General features: G+C 67.9%; 19 protein-coding genes. 7 read left to right on the top strand and 12 right to left on the bottom strand.

What is annotated here, in order from left to right; all coding sequences use genetic code 11:
• The 5 genes from fliG to ACP7A5_RS01930 form a co-directional block, all read right to left on the bottom strand.
• On the bottom strand, nt 1–1,038 hold the full coding sequence (gene fliG / locus ACP7A5_RS01950; RefSeq protein ID WP_426040327.1) for a flagellar motor switch protein FliG: 1,038 nt from the start codon (nt 1,036–1,038) through the stop codon (nt 1–3).
• Entirely contained in the window at nt 1,038–2,669 is a 1,632-nt protein-coding gene (gene fliF / locus ACP7A5_RS01945) for a flagellar basal-body MS-ring/collar protein FliF (protein ID WP_426040326.1), read from the bottom strand. Before fliF ends, fliG begins: the two co-directional genes overlap by 1 nt.
• A 115-nt stretch (nt 2,670–2,784) precedes the next feature.
• Complete coding sequence (locus ACP7A5_RS01940) at nt 2,785–3,777, bottom strand: alpha/beta fold hydrolase (protein ID WP_426040325.1); 993 nt, start codon at nt 3,775–3,777, stop codon at nt 2,785–2,787.
• The gene (locus ACP7A5_RS01935) at nt 3,774–4,433 is read right to left on the bottom strand and encodes a uracil-DNA glycosylase family protein (protein WP_426040324.1); all 660 of its coding nucleotides are present in this window, start codon (nt 4,431–4,433) and stop codon (nt 3,774–3,776) included. Before ACP7A5_RS01935 ends, ACP7A5_RS01940 begins: the two co-directional genes overlap by 4 nt.
• Nucleotides 4,414–4,731: a DUF3253 domain-containing protein gene (locus ACP7A5_RS01930; protein WP_426040323.1), complete on the bottom strand. Its 318-nt coding sequence runs from the start codon at nt 4,729–4,731 to the stop codon at nt 4,414–4,416. The genes ACP7A5_RS01935 and ACP7A5_RS01930 overlap by 20 nt, the downstream gene beginning before the upstream one ends.
• Nucleotides 4,732–4,779: 48 nt before the next feature.
• Here ACP7A5_RS01930 and ACP7A5_RS01925 point away from each other — a divergent pair, with 48 nt between their 5' ends.
• Complete coding sequence (locus ACP7A5_RS01925; RefSeq protein ID WP_426040322.1) at nt 4,780–5,214, top strand: PaaI family thioesterase; 435 nt, start codon at nt 4,780–4,782, stop codon at nt 5,212–5,214.
• Here ACP7A5_RS01925 and ACP7A5_RS01920 read toward each other — a convergent pair.
• From ACP7A5_RS01920 to ACP7A5_RS01905, 4 genes are all read right to left on the bottom strand, one after another.
• Nucleotides 5,198–5,719, bottom strand: coding sequence for a 2'-5' RNA ligase family protein (locus ACP7A5_RS01920; RefSeq protein ID WP_426040321.1), 522 nt, complete (start codon nt 5,717–5,719; stop codon nt 5,198–5,200). The two genes, ACP7A5_RS01925 and ACP7A5_RS01920, sit on opposite strands and share 17 nt — an antisense overlap.
• A complete protein-coding gene (locus ACP7A5_RS01915) occupies nt 5,716–6,336 on the bottom strand; it encodes a glutathione S-transferase family protein (protein WP_426040320.1) in 621 nt (206 codons plus the stop codon). The genes ACP7A5_RS01920 and ACP7A5_RS01915 overlap by 4 nt, the downstream gene beginning before the upstream one ends.
• Nucleotides 6,337–6,352: 16 nt before the next feature.
• The gene (locus ACP7A5_RS01910) at nt 6,353–7,624 is read right to left on the bottom strand and encodes a NupC/NupG family nucleoside CNT transporter (protein ID WP_303696352.1); all 1,272 of its coding nucleotides are present in this window, start codon (nt 7,622–7,624) and stop codon (nt 6,353–6,355) included.
• 153 nt (nt 7,625–7,777) lie between these two features.
• A complete protein-coding gene (locus tag ACP7A5_RS01905; RefSeq protein ID WP_426040319.1) occupies nt 7,778–8,656 on the bottom strand; it encodes a branched-chain amino acid aminotransferase in 879 nt (292 codons plus the stop codon).
• An 82-nt stretch (nt 8,657–8,738) separates the two neighbouring features.
• Between ACP7A5_RS01905 and ACP7A5_RS01900 the strand changes: the two genes are divergently transcribed.
• The 3 genes from ACP7A5_RS01900 (at nt 8,739) to ACP7A5_RS01890 (ending at nt 11,404) form a co-directional block, all read left to right on the top strand.
• The gene (locus ACP7A5_RS01900; RefSeq protein ID WP_303696354.1) at nt 8,739–9,458 is read left to right on the top strand and encodes a response regulator; all 720 of its coding nucleotides are present in this window, start codon (nt 8,739–8,741) and stop codon (nt 9,456–9,458) included.
• Nucleotide 9,459: 1 nt separating this feature from the next.
• Nucleotides 9,460–10,803: an ATP-binding protein gene (locus ACP7A5_RS01895; protein ID WP_426040318.1), complete on the top strand. Its 1,344-nt coding sequence runs from the start codon at nt 9,460–9,462 to the stop codon at nt 10,801–10,803.
• Between the two features lie 109 nt (nt 10,804–10,912).
• Nucleotides 10,913–11,404, top strand: a complete 492-nt coding sequence (locus ACP7A5_RS01890; RefSeq protein WP_426040317.1) for a hypothetical protein — start codon at nt 10,913–10,915, stop codon at nt 11,402–11,404.
• Here the strand turns inward: ACP7A5_RS01890 and ACP7A5_RS01885 are convergent.
• The 3 genes from ACP7A5_RS01885 to ACP7A5_RS01875 form a co-directional block, all read right to left on the bottom strand.
• Complete coding sequence (locus tag ACP7A5_RS01885; RefSeq protein ID WP_426040316.1) at nt 11,381–12,124, bottom strand: pyrroline-5-carboxylate reductase family protein; 744 nt, start codon at nt 12,122–12,124, stop codon at nt 11,381–11,383. The two genes, ACP7A5_RS01890 and ACP7A5_RS01885, sit on opposite strands and share 24 nt — an antisense overlap.
• A gap of 18 nt (nt 12,125–12,142) precedes the next feature.
• Nucleotides 12,143–12,646, bottom strand: a complete 504-nt coding sequence (locus tag ACP7A5_RS01880; protein WP_425991404.1) for a YbjN domain-containing protein — start codon at nt 12,644–12,646, stop codon at nt 12,143–12,145.
• A 97-nt stretch (nt 12,647–12,743) separates the two neighbouring features.
• Entirely contained in the window at nt 12,744–13,031 is a 288-nt protein-coding gene (locus tag ACP7A5_RS01875) for an accessory factor UbiK family protein (protein ID WP_426040315.1), read from the bottom strand.
• Nucleotides 13,032–13,204: 173 nt separating this feature from the next.
• Between ACP7A5_RS01875 and lgt the strand changes: the two genes are divergently transcribed.
• From lgt to pgeF, 3 genes are read left to right on the top strand one after another with little or no spacing between them, the layout of a single operon-like run.
• A complete protein-coding gene (gene lgt / locus ACP7A5_RS01870; protein WP_426040314.1) occupies nt 13,205–14,080 on the top strand; it encodes a prolipoprotein diacylglyceryl transferase in 876 nt (291 codons plus the stop codon).
• Nucleotide 14,081: 1 nt separating this feature from the next.
• Entirely contained in the window at nt 14,082–15,155 is a 1,074-nt protein-coding gene (locus tag ACP7A5_RS01865) for a class I SAM-dependent methyltransferase (RefSeq protein ID WP_426040313.1), read from the top strand.
• The gene (pgeF, locus tag ACP7A5_RS01860; protein WP_426040312.1) at nt 15,152–15,925 is read left to right on the top strand and encodes a peptidoglycan editing factor PgeF; all 774 of its coding nucleotides are present in this window, start codon (nt 15,152–15,154) and stop codon (nt 15,923–15,925) included. Before ACP7A5_RS01865 ends, pgeF begins: the two co-directional genes overlap by 4 nt.
• The last annotated feature ends 348 nt before the right edge of the window (nt 15,926–16,273 follow it).

The raw sequence follows: 16,273 nt of genomic DNA, 5'->3' as shown, positions 1-16,273 counted from the left end.
TCAGTAGATCAACTCGTCGTCGCCGGCCGCACCGGCCAGCATGATCTCGCCGCGCGCCGCCAGATCCTTGGCGACCTGGACCATGGCCATCTGGGCGGTGTCGACATCCTTCAGGCGGACGGGCCCCATGGATTCCATGTCCTCGCGCATGATCTTGGACGCCCGCTCGGACATGTTGGTGAAGAACATTTCGCGCAGGCTTTCCGAGGCGCCCTTCAGGGCCAGGCCCAGAGAATCCTTCTCGACCGACCGCAGCAAGGTCTGGACGCCGCCGGGGTCCAGTTTGCTCAGATCCTCGAAGACGAACATCAGGGCGCGGATGCGTTCGGCGGACTCGCGATTGCGCTCTTCCAGGGCGCCGATGAAGCGGGCCTCGGTCTGGCGGTCGAACGAGTTGAAGATGTCGGCCATCGCCTCGTGGCTGTCGCGCTTGGAGGTGCGGGCCAGGTTCGACATGAACTCGTTGCGGAGCGTCTGTTCGATCTTGTCGAGAATTTCGCGCTGGACCGGCTCCATGCGCAGCATCCGCTGGACGCATTCGAGGGCGAAGTCCTCGGGCAGGGAGGTCAGCACGCGTGCGGCGTGGTCGGGCTTAACCTTCGACAGGATCACGGCGACCGTCTGCGGGTATTCGTTCTTAAGATAGTTGGCGAGGACGGCCTCGTTCACATTGCCCAGCTTGTCCCACATGGTCCGGCCGGCGGGACCGCGGATCTCCTCCATCAGCCCTTCGACCCGGTCGGTCGGCATAAAGGAGGCGAGCAGGCGTTGGGTCTGTTCGAAGCTCCCCATGAGCGAGCCGGAGCCCGACATGCCGGACACGAACTCGATCAGCAACTCCTCGACCACTGTCGAGCTGACGGTGCCGAGGCCGGCCATGGCCTGCGAGATTTCCTTGACCTCTTCGTCGTCAAGACCCTGCCACAGGCGGGTGTGCTCCTCGCCGAGCGACAGCAGGATGACCGCCGCCTTTTCCGGGCCGGACAGTTTTTTGGCGTCGTCGACGGATGCTTTCTTGTTTGCCATCCTTGCGACCATCAGCCTTCGTGGACCCAGCTGCGCAGGATGGACGTCGACTCATCGGGATGCTTCTCGACGAAGTCCGCGACCTTCTTGACGGACGACGCCTTCACCTGACCCTCGATACGGGCGATGTCGAGCCGCTGGTCCATGTCAGACGGACCTGCCAGCTGGCCCGCGCCGCCGACCACGCTGGTTTGCAAAGAGGTGACGCCGATCTGGCCGCCACCCGCGCCGGCCAGGGCGGACATGCCGCCGGGACCGGTCGCCGACTTCAGCAGCGGTCGCAGGACGAAGAAGATTAGCAGCAGGCCCGTGATCAGAAGAACAAGCAGCTCAACGCCGCGCATGATGTCGTTCTTGGTGAAGTTGAACAGCGGCGAGCCGCCATCGGTGCCCCCGGCCGACACCAGGGCGTCCCGGTTGAAGCGCACATTGGTGACCCGCACCTGGTCGCCGCGCGTCTGATCGAAGCCCATGGCCGCCTTCACCAGATCCTCGATCTGGGTGATTTCTTCCGGCGTGCGGGCGGTGTAGGTCGGCTCGCCGCCGGCCTCGACGGGCGGAGTCAGCTTGCCGTCCACGGCCACGGCCACCGACAGCTTGCGCACCTCGCCCGGCTCCTTGGTCGTGGTCGTGGTGGTATTCGAGATCTCGTAGTTGGTGGTCTCGCCCGTGACGCTCTCGGTCGAGCCCGCCGGGGTGACCGCCGGGGCCTCGCCGCCGGGGATGTTGTTCGTCGCCGTGGCCCCGCCATCGGCCGTTCCCTCACTGTCCTGGGACTGGGAGCCGTTGGACGAGGTCGAGCGCACGACCTGGCCGTCGGGATCATATTTCTGCTCCTGGGTGGTGGAGCGGCTCATGTCGATGTCGGCGGTCACCTGAACGCGCGCGGCACCCGGACCGACCACGCCCTCGACCAGATCCTTGATGCGGGCCTGAAGCTGGGCTTCGGTATCGGTCTTGGCGGCTTCGGCGGTGGCGGAGGAGAAGCCCTCCTCATCGTCGGCTGCAGCGAGGGTCTGGTTGGTCTCATCGACCACGGTGACCTTGCCGGGCTTGAGGTTCGGCACGGACGAGGCGACGACATTGCGGATGGCGCGGACCTGGTCAGCGCTCAGGGCGCGACCGCCCAGGCCGACGACGACGGCGGCTGTGGGCTCGGCGGCGTCCTGGGCGAACAGTTCGCGGCGCGGCAAGGCGATCTGCACGCGGGCCGAAGAGATGCCGCGCATGGACATGATGGTGCGGGACAGTTCGCCCTGCAGGGCCCGCTGTTCCGAAATCTGCTGCTGGAACTCGGTCTGGCCCAGCACCGACTGGTTGTCGAACAGCTCGTAGCCGACCGAGCCTGAGCTCACGAGCCCCTTGCCGGCCAGCATCAGACGGGCCGTGCCGACGTCGTCGCGATTGACCATGATGGTCGAGCCGTCGCCACGGGTGGAATATTTGATGCCCGCCTGCTCCAGCGAGGACGTGATCTCGCCGGCCTCGCGCAGGTCGAGGTTGGAATACAGCAGGGCGTCCGGCGCCTGGCCGACACGCATCATCACGGCCACGAGGATGGCGGCGACGCCGGCCCCGACGCCGAGGATCATGGCGAGCCGCCCGATCCCAAATCTCTGCAATGCCGCCGTGAAGCCGCCCACGCGTCCCCGCCCAAATACTGTCACGGGGGAGCCGACTGCCCTCGCTAGGCAGAAACTGCCGCCCGCGTGGTTAACGGCGGTTTAAGTGTCGGGGTTGGCTGGCCGATTTTCGGGGTTAACGTCGAAGTTCCTCAAGCACCGGGCCGGCGCCGGACGGCAGGGTGGCGTTCGGATCTCGCAGCACCGCCTCCACGTCGCGGAACATGACCTCCGCCTGCCAGTCGCGGTTCAGCAGGTGCCAGCCGTCGGGATACCAGCCGGTGCGCAGGTTCGGCGGATCGCCGGCGCGGATGAGGGCGCGGCGCATGGGGCCCTGTTCGATAATCTGGTCCCTGGCGCCGTACAGCAGCAGCGTCGGCGCCCTCACCTGCCCAAGCTTGAGGGTCGCGCTCTCCATCAGATCGACGAGGCCGGCCAGGGCGTCGAACCGCGTCGAGCGGATGAAGCCTGGATCGTTCCCGTTGGCGACCAGTTCGATCAGGTTGTCGGTGGCCCGGATGCGCCGGACCGCCCAGTCCGGCGGCGTAATCGAGCGAGACCCCATCAGCCGCGCTGCGGCCCACAGGCTGGCGCGGTTGGGCAGGCTCTGGCTGGACCAGCCCCAGACAGCGGGGGCCAGCAGGATCAACTGGTCGGCGACAGGCGGCCGATCCGAAGCGAAGGCCGAGATGGCGACTGCCCCGCCCATGCTCTCGCCCGCCACGGCGATGCGGGCGTTCGGATGGCGGGCGCGGACCAGGGCGACGACCGTGCGCAGATCCTCCGCCATCCGTGCCTCGCCCGCCCACACGCCCCGACCGGGGGACGCGCCGAAGCCGCGCTGGTCATAGGCGTAGGTGGCGATGCCGCGCTCCGCCCACCACGGACCCGCGAGTCGGAAGGCGGCGGCATGGTCGTTCATGCCGTGCAGGCCGATAACGATCACCTCCGGCTCCTCAGGTCCCCAGCGCAGGTAGGGCAGCCTCGCCCCGTCATCGACAACGAAGGCGCCCGGCTCGATGCGGGGACCAGCGAAACCTGCGGGCGGCGTCAACGGCGGCTGGACATGGGGCGTGGCGCAGGCGGCGAGGCCTAGCAGCATCATGGACAGGGCCAGCGCGCGGATCATGCGAACAGGATGCCCCGGACCCTTTGGCGAAGATACGGCACGACCTCGGCCTCAAACCACGGATTCCGCCTGAGCCAGGCGGTGTTCCGCCACGACGGATGGGGCATGGGCAGGATGTCAGGGGCGTAATCCCGCCAGGCGCGGACGGTGTCGGTCATATTGGCCCTGGCCCGCTCGCCCAGCGCCCAGACCTGGGCATGGCCGCCGACCAGCAGGGTCATCTCCATCGGGGGCAGGGCCTCCAGCAGCCGGGGCCGCCACAGGGTCGCGCAGCGCTTCGGCGGCGGATAGTCGCCGCCGCTTCTTCCATTTTTCTGTGGCGCCGTGCCGGGATAGCAGAAGGCCTGGGCCGCCACGCCGATGCGGTGGTCGGCGTAGAAGGTCTCGTAGTCCACGCCCATCCAGTCGCGCAGCCGGTCGCCGGACGGATCGGTGAAGGGCAGGCCGCTCTCATGCACGCGGCGTCCCGGCGCCTGGCCGCAGATCAGCAGGCGGGTCTCGGGAAAGACCCGGACCACCGGTCGCGGTTCGTGCGGCAGGTCGCCGAGACACGCCCGGCAGGCGCGGATGTCCGAAAGGACGTGTTCGAGGCACTCCCCCTTCCGCTCATCCCCGCGAAGCCGGGGATGCTCGGATCTAGTCGTCGGCGTCTTCATCCGCCTTGGGCGGCAGGGCGGCGAGGGCCGCGGCGGTCTCCGACCCGGTCGGCAGGCGCAGACGGGTCACGCCGCGGAAGTTCGCCGGATCGACGACCTTGCCCTTCTTGGTGATGGTCAGCTTGCCCTGACGCATCAGGCCAAGCGCCGTCGCCCGGACCTTGGGCAGGACGCGCTGCCACTGTTCGGTCTGGATATGTTTGGCCACATCCGCCGGTTCCACGGACTTGCCGCCGACGCCCTTGGGGTCAGCTTTCGCCAGGGTCTCGTAAATTGCTGCTTCGATTGGATCGCTCATGGGCCCTATATGCTGCACTGCGACACTGAAAAGAAGGCGAGTTCGGAAATGGTCGAGAAGATCACGGTCACGGAGGGCGAGTTCACCGGTTGGCAGACGTACGATCTGCACGGCACCTTCGACCAGGTCGTGGGTCCCTTCTACTTCAAGCCGGATCCGGATGGGAGGATGCGCTGCGCCTTCCGTGCCGAGCCCAAACACATGAACGCAGGGCACAGGATGCACGGCGGCTGCCTGATGACCTTCGCCGACATCGCCCTGTTCCAGACCGCGTATCAGCAGATGGAGGGAATGAACGGCGTGACCGTACAGCTCGATTCCACCCTGATCGACGGGGCCTACGTCGGCGAACTGGTCGAGGCGACGGGCGAGGTGGTGCGCGCGGGCGGGTCGCTGATCTTCGTGCGGGGCCAGATCAGCACGGGCGAGCGGACGTTGATGACCTACAGCGGGATCATCCGGAAATTCACGCCGCGGACCTGAACTCGAAGCACCCGGCCGCCTCCCATGGACCGCCGCGATAACGCCAGACTAGCAGCGCTTCTGCCCTGGCGGTCCACGGGGCGAAGTCGGCGGCCAGACGGTCGTGTAACGCCAGGGCCTCGGCAGGGTCCACCTTGTTCTGGATCGTGACGTGGGGACGAAAACCCTGCCGGTCCTGAGGCGTGAGAACATCGGCGAAGCGTGAGGCCAGCCTGCTCCTCACAGCTGCAAGAGCCGAGCTTTCCAGCGAGAAGCCGACGCCTCGCCCCAGCTTTCGCAAGCCGGTGACGCGCATATCGAAGGCCGTAACGTCGTCGGCTGTCTCGGCCACCGCTGCAGCCACCCCAGCCAGTCCATCGCCCGGCAGATGGTGAAACAGCGTCAGATGCGCGGGGATCGGGTTCAGGGCTGCCGGAAAATGGGCGCGTCGCAGGTCATCGAAACACTCGAAGGATGCGCGATCGAAACCGAGGCTGAGGATCAGAGGATCGGCATCGCCGGTCACACCCCGACCTTCGCCGCCGGACGGGCGCGGCAGTCTTCAAGCCAGCGGGACAGGTGGGTGAACTCCTCGGGCGGGCGGTATTTGACGAGGCGCGCGAAATCGAAACCGACGGCGGCGACGATGTCGGCGATGGTGAACCGGTTCACCGCAATGAACTCATGGTCGGCCAGGCGCCGGTCCAGGGTGCGCATGAAGCGTTCGGCGGCGACGCGGTTGTAGTCAGCGACCTGGGGCTGCTGCGCCGATTCCAGCGCCGCAAGCGCCGGATGGGTCAGGCGCACGTTCAGCATGATCGGGTTGGCCAGATAGAACTCGCAGCGGCGGGTCCACATCTCGACGATGGCCTGTTCGCGGGCGTCGACGCCGAACAGGTTCGGCTCCGGATACATCGACTCCAGATAGCGGCCGATGGCGACCGACTCAGAGATGGTGGTGCCATCGTCCAGTTCCAGCGCAGGGACGTGGGGGACGCCGACGCGGGCTCGGTATTCCGGCGTCTTGTGCTCGCCCGACATGATGTCGATCGGCACGATCTCGACGTCCTCGATGCCCTTCTCGGCCATGACCCAGCGGACGCGCCGGGGATTGGGGGCGCGGTGGCTGTCGTAGAGCTTCATCGAGCGGGTCTCCGGTTCAGCGGAATATGGAGGCTGGCATGGCGCCGACAACCGCTGCCGTCATCAAGGTCGCCAGGAATCCGGCGAACAGCGCCTTCCACACCATGCCCAGCACCTCTTCGCGGCGCTCGGGGATCAGGACCGACAGGCCCGTGACCGTGATCCCGACCGAGCCGATGTTGGCGAAGCCGCACAGGGCATAGGTCAGCAGCATCCGGGTGCGTTCGCTCATCTCGCCGGCCGGAACCTCGCCCAGACGGATGAAGGCCACGAACTCGGTCAGGGTCAGCTTGACGCCCAGCAGCCAGCCCGCCTTGCCCGCCTCGGACCAGTCGATGCCGATCAGCCAGGCCAGGGGCATGAAGATCCAGCCCAGCAGGCGCTCGACCGTGATGTGGTCGCCGAACAGCCAGAAGCCGCCCAGCATGATGTTCACGAGGGCGACCAGGGCCACGAAGACGATCAGGACGGCGGAGATGTTGAGGACGACCATCAGGCCGTCGGCCGTGCCCTTGACGATGGCGTCGATGGCCGAGTCGTATTTCAGCGCCGAGCCGTAGTCCGCGACCTGACCACCCTCGCCCGGCTTCTCGGGGATGATGATGCGGGCCAGCAGAACGCCCGCGGGCGCGGAAACGATGGAGGCCACCAGCACATGACCGGCGGCGTTCGGCAGGGTCGCCGACAGGATGGTCGCGTAGGCCACCATGGTCGAGCCGGCGACCGTCGCCAGGCCCACGACCATCATGAGGAAGATCTCGGACCGGGTCAGCTTGTCGAGATAGGCCCGGATCACTATCGGGCTCTCGATCATGCCGAGAAAGATATTGGCCGCGACCGCCAGGGCCGAGGCGCCGCCCAGGCCCATGGTTTTCTGGAACAGGATGCCGAAGCCGTGCGTCAGCCACTTCAGGATCTTCCAGTGCCACAGCAACGCAGACAAGGCCGAGATCACGAGGATCATCGGCAGGACGTTGAAGGCGAAGGTGAACAGGCCGCCCGCGTTGGTCACGGCATAGGGCTGGTCTCCGCCGGCGAGATAGCCGAACACGAACTTCGCCCCCTCGGACGTCGCCCGCGACAGGCCGTCGACGGCGCCGGTGATCGCGGCAAGCACCGTCTGCGAGCCCGGAATGGCGAACAGGGCCAGCACCAGAAGAGCCTGCACGCCGATGGCGCCGAGCGTCAGCCGCCAGGGAAAGGCGCGCTTGTTCTCCGACAGCCCCCAGCAGGCGGCGACAATGACGAACAGACCCAGAAGGCTCTGAAGATTCAGAATGCTGAACATGGAAACGACGGTCTTCCCCACACCGGCGTCGCCGGGTCCGTTGCCGGTTGAACGCGAGTGCGCGCCGGGCCGCAAGTCCATTTGTCGCAGCCCATAAGGCAGAACGGCCCGGCGTCGCCGCCGGGCCGTTCGTCTTGTCTCGAAGGCGTCGTCTTATTTGATGCGGCGAACCAGCTTGCCGTAGTCGTCCATCAGGGTCAGCGACAGGTCGCCCGGCGTGAAAGCGTACTCGCCGATCGACTGGACCGGCGTCACCTCGGCGGCCGAACCGGTCAGGAAGCACTCGCTGAAGGTCGACAGCTCTTCCGGACGGATGTGGCGCACCACGACCTCGATGCCCTTGGCGCGGGCGATGTCGATCACCGTCTGGCGCGTGATGCCGTTCAAGATGTGGGTCACGTCCGGCGTGTGGATCACGCCGTCCTGGACGAAGAAGACGTTGGCGCCGGTCGCCTCGGCGACATAGCCGCGCCAGTCCAGCATCATGGCGTCGGCGAAGCCGCGCTTCTCGGCCGCATTCTTGGACATGGTGCAGATCATATAGAGGCCGGCGGCCTTGGCCGTCGTCGGGGCCGTCAGCGGGTCAGGGCGGCGCCACTTGGCCCACTCCAGCTTGATGCCCTTCTTCTTGACCTCGGGGTCGAAATAGCTGGGCCAGTCCCAAACGGCGATGGCGACGTGGACCTTGTTGTTCAGGGCCGAGACGCTGACCTGTTCCGCGCCGAGGTAGGCGACGGGGCGGATGTAGGCGTCCTCCATACCCATCTTCGCGCAGGTTTCCCTGCAGGCCTGATCGATTTCAGCGGTGCTGTAAGGCAGCTCGAAGTCCAGAAGGTTCGCCGAACGGGCCAATCGCTCGGAATGCTCTGTCAGCTTGAAGATTTCCCCGCCATACATACGCTCACCCTCGAACACCGACGAACCGTAGTGAAGGGCGTGGGTCAAAACGTGCGTTTTCGCTTCCCGCCACGGAATGAATTCGCCATTCATCCAGATCCAACCGTCACGATCGTCGAAAGGAACCAAGGCCATTGAACAACGTCTCCTGCGCAGATTTGCCGGTTAGAACGCCCGAAGCGCCGAAGGTCAACGGCGCGCGCACGGGAATGTTCGCATGAGCAGCAGCCGTTCAGGACCTGTGGCGGGCGCAGGCGTCGGTCGCCACCTGCTGATCGTCGACGACGACGACCGGATTCGCGAGCTGCTGAAGGAGTATCTGGCGCGCGAGGGCTATCGCGTGACCGGGGCCGCGCACGCCGCGGCGGCGCGTCGCCTGATGGAGTTGATCGAGTTCGACCTGGTCGTGCTTGACGTGATGATGCCGGGCGAGAGCGGGCTGGAGCTGACCACCTGGGTGCGGTCAAAGGCGCAGTTGTCCAGGACGCCCGTGTTGCTGCTCACCGCGCGCGGCGAGGCATCGGACCGGATCGACGGCCTGTCGCGCGGCGCCGACGACTATATGTCCAAGCCCTTCGACCCGAAGGAACTGGCCCTGCGTATCGACGCCATTCTGAGACGGACGGGCGTGAAGCCGATCATGCCGCGCGAGATCAAGCTGGGCACGGCCACGTTTGATCTGGAGCGCCTGGAGCTGACCCGGGACGGCGCGCCGATGCGGCTGACCGAGGCCGAGGGGCAGTTGCTGAAGACGCTCGCCCTGCACGCCCACGCGCCGGTCGAGCGGATGGACCTGTCGCCGGACACGGCCGACATCACCGGCCGCGCGGTCGACGTTCAGGTGACCCGCCTGCGCAGGAAGCTGGAAGCCGATCCGAAGAACCCGCGCTATCTCCAGACGGTGCGCGGCGTGGGCTATATGCTGGCGCCCGACTGACATGAGGCTGCTGCCCTTCCCCGTCCTGGCGCGGTTTCTGAAGCGGCAGTTGCCCACATCGCTTTGGGGGCGGTCGCTGCTGATCATCGTCCTGCCGATCCTGATCATGCAGGGGGCGGTGACCTGGGCCTTCTTCGACATGCACTGGCAGACGGTGACCGCGCGCCTGTCCGAGGGGCTGGCCGGCGACGTGGCCTGGGCGGCGGAGAGCTATCGCGACGAACCGACCGAGGCGAACCTGGCGGTGATCGCCGACCGGGGCGAGCGGTCGATGCAGTTGTCGATCGCGCTGCGGCCCGGCGCCACCCTGCCCGAGGAACAGCGACGCGGGGCGATCGGTGTGGTGGACCGGACACTGGAGGCGGCGCTGGCGTCGCGTCTGGACCAGCCCTTCTGGTTCGATACGACCCGCTATCCCGCCTATGTCGACATCCAGGTCCAGCAGCCGACAGGGGTGCTGCGCATTATCGCGCCGCGGGAGCGGGCCGTGGCGACCCAGGCGCATATCTTCGTCCTGTGGCTGATGCTGGCGACGGTGCTGCTGATGAGCGTGGCCATCCTGTTCATCCGCAATCAGGTCCGCGCCATCGAGCGGCTGGCCGAAGCGGCGGAAGCCTTCGGCCGGGGCGAAATGTCGCCGAAATTCAAGCCGCACGGCGCGCGCGAGGTGCGTCAGGCAGCGGTCGCCTTCCTGGCCATGCGCGACCGGATCCAGCGGCATATCGAACAGCGGACGGCCCTGCTGGCCTCGGTCAGCCACGACCTGCGCACGCCCCTGACCCGGCTGCGGCTGGAGCTGGCGCTGGCCCCGCAGTTCAAGCGTCAGGCCGCCATGAAGGGCGACCTCGACGAGATGGAGCATATGATCGACGAATACCTCGCCTTCGCGAAGGGCGAGGCCGGCGAGGCGCCGCAACCCGTCGATGTCTCGGCCCTGCTCAAGGCGGCGGGCGAGGACGTGAAGCGGGCGGGCGCGGAAGTCGAGATCGCCGCGCCAAACGACCTGACCGCCTCGTTGCGACCGCTGGCCTTCAAGCGGGCGCTCACCAACCTCGCGGGCAATGCGGCGGCGCATGGGGAGCATGTGCGGCTGTCGGCGCGGGCTCTGGCGTCGGGCGGACTGGAGATCGCGATCGAGGACGACGGTCCGGGCATTCCAGACGATATGCACGAGGAGGCCTTCCGCCCGTTCAGCCGGCTGGACGAGAGCCGCAACCAGAACCGCAAGGGCGTCGGGCTCGGCCTGGCGATCGCGCGGGACGTGGCGCGGGGGCACGGCGGCGACATCACCCTGGCGCGCAGTGATCTGGGGGGCCTGCGGGCGCTGATCCGCCTCCCGGGCTGAAGGCTTCAGCGTCACGGAGGCGTCTCTCTGGCGCGGCCCTTGCGCAAGGATTGCGGAGACGGGCCGCTGAGCCCATCTTGCCCCTGACAGGGACTTCCCGGAGATCGTCATGCGCAGCTTCGCCTTTCTCGCCCCCCTCGCTCTTGCCGCGGCCCTCGCGGCGCCCGCGTTCGCCCAGACGCCTCAGGTGACGGTGACCGTCGGCGGCGATCTGACCGAAGAGGTCAACAGGCTCGGTCAACGCGACGTGGATCGCCAGCTTGAACGGCTGCAGACCGTCGTCGAACGTCGCCTGGCCCGCGACGGCGCGCTCGAAGGCGCGACCATCAACCTTGTGATCACCGATCTGCAGCCGAACCGTCCGACTTGGCAGCAGGCCGCCGACAGGCCCGGACTGTCGATCATGGACAGCTTCTCCATCGGGGGCGCGACGGTGGAGGGTGAGGTCATCACCGCCGACGGCCAGCGACTGCCAGTGCGCTATTCGAACTATTCGAGTTCGATCGCCGAGGTGCGGGGCTACAACACCTGGCAGGACGCCGAGCAGACTTACAACCGGTTGGCGAACAATCTCGCCTCAGGCCGGCTGGTCGCCCGCTAGCGCCCTCGCCCGGGCCACGGCGGCCTGAACCGCCGCACGGCCCGCCGCGTCCAGATCGAAGTCCTTGAGCGCGTCAAGCCCGGCGCGCGTCGTGCCGCCGGGCGAGGCGATGCGCGCGATCAGATCATCCAGCGATGCGTGCGTTCCCGCGCCTGATCCGGCCGAACGAAGCGCGCCGCGTGCCAGCCTTTCGGCCGCGTCCAGCGTCAGCCCCACCTCGACACCGGCCTGCGCGAGCGCCTGGGCCAGGGCGTAGAAGAAGGCGGGCGCGGATCCGGCCACCGCAGTCGCGGCGTCGATCAAGGACTCTTCGTCGAGATCGACCGTGTCGGCGACAGGGTCGAACAGGGCGTGGGCCAGGGCGCGCGCGGCCGTATCATCGGACCAGATGGCGGCGACGCCCTGAGCCTGGGCCACAGCGGTCGTGGGCATGACGCGGGCCACGGCCCGGCCCGGCAAGGCGGCGGACAGGTCAGCGGCGCGGACGCCGGCCATGACGGAGATCACGGTCGCGTCGGCCGGCAGGGTCGCCAGCACCGGGGCAACGGCCCCGCGCCAGGCGGCGGGCTTGACGGCAATCACCAGGGCCCGGGTGTCAGGCGGGCAGACCGGCGGGACAGCGCGGGTCAGGACGGTGGGGCAAGGAACCGTCCCGGTCAGCCGCCAGCCCTCGGCGATCGCGGAGCCGAGGCGGCCATGGCCGAGGAGGGTGACCTGCATCAGAGTCCTCGCAGGGGATCAGGCCGTGCCGACGGTCTCGAACAGGCAGCTGTCGATCGCATCCTGGGGCTTCTTGTGGCCACGGATCATGAAGTCGAAGGCCGGGTAGTAGCGGTCGGCGGCCTCGACGGCGGCATCGATCATCGACGCGGCCTGGGCCAGGGTCGGCCGCTCGCCGTGCGGCAGGGCCAGGGAGTGACGGAAGACGATCTCGCCATCCTCGGACCAGACCTCGAAATGGCCCATCCAGGTGCGCTGGTTGACCATGGAGACGAGTTCGTAGGCGGCGTTGCGGCGGGACTTGGTCGCGCGCAGGTCCAGGGCGCAGCACAGCTGCAGACAGTCGCCCTCGGGGCGCCATGCGAACCAGAGTTCGTAGTCCTTCCAGTCGCCGGCAAGAGCGAAGGCCAGGTCGCCGTCGTCCGTCCGGTCGAACGGGAGGTTCTCGGCGTTCAGCACATGCTCGACCACGTCCAGCGGATCGTAGGGGACGTCGACCTCTTGGGGTCCGGCAGCATCCATCAGGTGAACTCGATCTCGCGGGAGGGCAGGGACGACAAGGTCTGGGGCGACTCAGGGCCGCCTTCGAAAAGACGGTAGGCGTGTTCGGAGATTCGGCTCAACCGGCTGCGTCCGGGAGACGAGTTCCATCTGTGGAGGTTCCCGTCTGAGGCTTCTTCGCCTTGGTCGGGGCGGCTCTCAGCGTGGCCAGCTCGGCGCGCAGGGCGGCGACCTCGGCCTTCAGGGCGTCGAACTCGTCGCGCCGGACCAGGTCCATCTCGGCGACGACGCGGTCGGACTGGGCGCGGAAGGCGGCCCTGGCCTCTTCGCCGGCGGCCTGGGCCAGGCCCATGGCGCTGGTCGAGAGCTTGGCGAACTCGTCGAGGATGGGGTTGCGCGCCTGCATGGTCGTCTCCGGCCCGCGAGCGGCGGGCGTCGTTAAGGGAAGGTTGCCTGATATGGTGAACGAAACCTTTCCAGACACCCCCTGATTGGGGGCAATCGGGGCCGAAACGTGTCACGCTCGCGCGACCGAGCGACGCTTGCTAAAGGCGGAGCGAATCGTCGCAGGAGCCTTGCTTGACCTTTCCCGAGTTCGATCCGGTCCTGATCCATCTGGGGCCGTTGCCGATCCGCTGGTACGCCCTGGCCTATGTGGCCGGCATCGTGCTGGGCTGGATCTATGCCGCGCGGATCCTCAAGAGCGACCGGGTCTGGGCGCCGGGCAAGCCGCCGCTGGCGGGCCCGCAGCTGGACGACCTGATCCTGTGGATCACCCTGGGCATCATCCTGGGCGGCCGGTTCGGTTACGCCCTGTTCTACAAGCCGGTCATGTTCCTGCAGCTGTTCACGGGTTCGAGCCTCGGCGAGCGGCTTGAGCTGTTCCAGCTGTGGACCGGCGGGATGTCGTTCCACGGCGGGATGCTGGGCTGCACGCTTGCGGTGCTGATCTACGCCTGGAGGACGAAGGCCAATGCGCTGAGCATCGGCGACATGGCCCTGGCGGCCGCGCCGATCGGCCTGCTCTTCGGACGGATGGCGAACTTCGTGAACGGCGAGCTGTGGGGGCGGACGACGGACGTGCCCTGGGCCATCCGCTTCTGCAACGCCCGCATCGAACAGATGTACGGCTTCTGCCCGGCCGGAAACGAACCGCGTCACCCGAGCCAGCTGTACGAGGCGGGGCTGGAGGGGGTTCTGCTCTTCATCGTGCTCGGCCTGGCGGTCTGGAAATGGAAGCTGCTGGCCAAGCCCGGCTATGTCACCGGCCTGTTCCTGGTCGGCTACGGCGCGTCGCGGGCGCTGCTGGAGAATGTGCGCCAGCCCGACGCCGGGATGGAGAACTTCCCGCTGGGCCTGACCATGGGGATGATGCTGTCGATCCCGATGATCCTGGTCGGGGCGTGGTTGATCCACCGCGCGTGGAAGCGTCCGCCGGTCGCCGCCGCAGGCTGAGATGTCGCTGAAGGATCGACTGGCGCGGGAGATCGCCCTGACCGGGCCGATGACGGTGGCCGACTATGTCACCCGCTGCCTGCACGATCCCAGGGACGGCTACTACGCGACGCGTCCGGCTCTGGGAGAAGGCGGTGACTTCATCACCGCGCCCCTGGTCAGCCAGATGTTCGGCGAACTGATCGGCCTGTGGGCGGTCGAGGCCTGGCATCGGCTGGGTGCGCCGGAGCGGTTCCGGCTGGTCGAGGTCGGGCCCGGCGACGGCGCCCTGATGGACGATGCGCTGCGGGCAGCACGCGTCGCGCCGGGGTTCCTTGAGGCCTGCGACCTGATCCTGATCGAGCCCTCGGGGCCCTTGCGGGAGATTCAGGCGCGCAGGCTGTCCCAGGCCGACGTCTCGCCCCGCTGGGTCAGGTCGCTGGGCCAGATCGACACCGATGCGCCGGTCATCCTGATCGCCAACGAGGTGCTGGACTGTCTGCCGGCGCGTCAGTTCGTGCGGACCGACGGCGGCTGGGCCGAGCGGCGGGTCGGGGTCACCGACGACGGCGGACTGACCTTCGGACTGGTGGGGATCACCGGCGGGTTCGAACGGCCGCCGTTCGAGGTCGAGCCGGGCCAGGTGGTCGAGGTCTCGGACCAGCAGGCCGCGTTCGGGCGGGATCTGGGCGCCCTGCTGCACCAGACGTCGGGGGCAGCGCTGCTGATCGACTACGGCCGCGACCGGCCGGGCGTGGGCGATACGCTGCAGGGCTTGCGGCGGCATGCGAAGGTCGATGTGCTGGCGACGCCGGGCGAGGCGGACCTGACCCAGTGGGCGGACTTCCCGGCGGTGCAGGAGGCGGCGATCCGGACCGGCGCCGACGTCACGGGCTGCGTCGGCCAGGGCGAGTTCCTGAGGCGGCTGGGGATCGAAGCGCGAGCCGAGCGGTTGTCCTCGGGAAGGCCCGAGGCGGCGCCCGTCATCGCCCGCCAGCTGGCGCGGCTGACGGCGGCGGACCAGATGGGCGACCTGTTCAAGGCGGCTGCGATCTTCTCGCCCCGCAGCCTTACCGTTCCGGGGTTCGAAGCATGACCGAGACGACGCCGATCACCCATCCGCTGCTGGATAAGGCGGGCCTTCGCCACGGCTTCTTCACGCGGCGGGGCGGGGTTTCGACCGGGCTCTACGAGGGGCTGAACACCGGCCTGGGGTCGGCGGACGACCCGGCGGCGGTCGAAGAGAACCGGCGGCGGGTGGCGGCGACGCTGGGCGGCGGGCCGGACGATCTGGCGGCCTGCTACCAGATCCATTCCAGCCTGACACGGATCGCGACCGGGCCTTGGGCCGGCGAGCGGCCGGAGGGCGACGCGGTGATCTCGGCGACGGTCGGGGTGATCCCGGCGGTGCTGACGGCGGACTGCGCGCCCGTGCTGCTGGCCGACGCCGAGGCACGGGTGGTGGGCGCGGTCCACGCCGGCTGGAAGGGGGCCCTGGGCGGGGTCGTGCACTCCGCCCTGACGGCGATGGAAGCGCTGGGCGCACGACCGGACCGGATCGTCGCCGTGGTCGGGCCCTGCATCGGCCAGGCCAGCTATGAGGTCGGGGCCGACTTCCAGGAGCGGTTCGATCACCATGACCCGGGCGCCGAGAGGTTCTTCATCGAGGGCGCGACGGCGGACAAGCGGATGTTCGACCTGCCCGGCTTGGTCCTGTGGCGGCTGGAGCAGGCGGGGGTGGGCGAGGCAGCGTGGACCGGGCACGACACCTGCGTCGACGCGGCGGCCTTCTATTCGAACCGGCGGGCGTTCCAGCGCGGCGAGCCGGACTTCGGGCGGCTGATGTCGGCGATCCGGCTGGTCTGAGGGTCTGCCGGGCCGTCGGACTGGACTCTAAAAAAACAGAGTCCAAGAGTGCAACTCGAAGGAAATCAGGAAGTTATCGGCAACTCCGAATTGCACTGCGTGGCACTGTGCATCCTGGGCCCCAGGCGTTGACGGGCCTGCCCACGACATGGAGCTGGCCAGCCTTCGCGCAAGGGGCGCGATAGGAATAAATCCTCCCAGCAACTTTCGTCATCCTGGGGCGGCTCTTTACCGAGAGCAGCAGTCGCGCGTCGTAGCGATTTGACGTCCGAGATCGGCGCGGCGACACGATCCACGATGACGGGCGACGGTGCATCGGTCGTTGGCGCGCTTTGCTGACCAGCCACC

This window comes from Brevundimonas sp. TWP2-3-4b1 (genome assembly GCF_049897665.1).
In the GTDB taxonomy this organism is placed as follows: Bacteria; Pseudomonadota; Alphaproteobacteria; order Caulobacterales; family Caulobacteraceae; genus Brevundimonas; species Brevundimonas subvibrioides_B.
Note: the sequence above shows the minus strand (reverse complement) of the source record. Positions and strands in the feature narration are given on the sequence as shown.